Raw genomic sequence first — 1,155 nt, 5'->3', positions numbered from 1 at the left:
TACTGACCTTCAAAGCGTGGTGTCGGTAGGACTGACGGTTCATGATCCCTGCGGTATGCCGAGTGCATGAGGTACGCGCAAGGCGGTGGGCTGACTGACGAACGACGGAGCTTCCGCGAAAAGCTGCGATGGGAGGCGGCCGCTCGCTTTCGGCTGGGCGACGACAACGTAGACATCGCGCACGAACTGCGTGTCAGCGTCCGGTCGGTGCAGCGTTGGCGCAGGTCTTGGTCGCAGGGCGGGCCTAGAGCCTTGAACTCGAAGGGGCCGGCGTCGCTGCCGCTGCTCAGCGACGAGCTCTTCGGCGTCCTGGAGCGCGAGCTGTCCAAGGGCGCCGTCGCGCACGGCTGGCCGGACCAGACCTGGACCCTCTCCCGGATCAAGACGCTGATCGGACGCCGGTTCCACATCAGCTACACCATCCAGGGCGTCGCCGCGCTGCTCGGACGGCACGGCTGGACCTGCCAGGTGCCCGCCCGCCGTGCCCTTGAGCGAGACGAGGCGGCGGTGGCCTGCTGGGTGAAGAAGACCTGGCCACACGTGGAATGACCGCGGCGGCGCTCGGTGCCTGGCTCGTGTTCGAGGATGAGGCAGGTTTCTCGATGACGCCGCCGACCACCCGCACTTGGTCCCGTCGCGGTCACACCCCCGTCGTCCGTGTCCGGGGCCGGTCCCGACGCCGGTTGTCCGTCGCCGCGCTGGCCTGCTACAAGCCCGGCGAACGCTCCCGGCTGATCTACCGGCCCTGCCCCGACGCACGCCCCGACGGGCGCAAAAGCTTCTCCTGGAAGGACTACCGCGACCTGATCCAGACCGCCCACCAGCAGCTCGGCGGCCCCATCGTGCTGGTCTGGGACAATCTCAACACCCACCTCACGGCAGGAATGCGCCGCTACATCGCCGACCGTGACTGGCTCACAGTCTTCCAACTGCCGCCCTACGCACCCGATCTCAACCCCGTTGAGGGCATGTGGTCCGTGCTGCGGCGCACCGTCCTGGCCAACCGGGCCTTCGCCGATCCCGCCGACCTGATCACCGCTGTCCGCCGGGGGCTACGCCAGCTCCAGTACCGCCCCGGCGTCCTCAACGGTTGCCTCATCGGCACCGGTCTCCAGCCCGAGCCGCCATGACGACACCACGCATTCAAGGTCAGTA

General features: G+C 68.1%; 2 protein-coding genes. Both read left to right on the top strand.

Features of this window, described 5'->3' with window-relative positions:
* Positions 1–66 precede the first annotated feature (66 nt).
* Positions 67–549, top strand: a complete 483-nt coding sequence (locus ACIREE_RS42715) for a winged helix-turn-helix domain-containing protein (protein WP_404165002.1) — start codon at positions 67–69, stop codon at positions 547–549.
* Positions 546–1,130, top strand: coding sequence for an IS630 family transposase (locus tag ACIREE_RS42710; RefSeq protein WP_404165000.1), 585 nt, complete (start codon positions 546–548; stop codon positions 1,128–1,130). Before ACIREE_RS42715 ends, ACIREE_RS42710 begins: the two co-directional genes overlap by 4 nt.
* Positions 1,131–1,155: the final 25 nt, after the last annotated feature.

The organism is Streptomyces sp. NPDC102467, from assembly GCF_044765445.1.
Lineage (GTDB): Bacteria > Actinomycetota > Actinomycetes > Streptomycetales > Streptomycetaceae > Streptomyces.
This window is presented reverse-complemented; position numbering and strand designations above follow the sequence as displayed.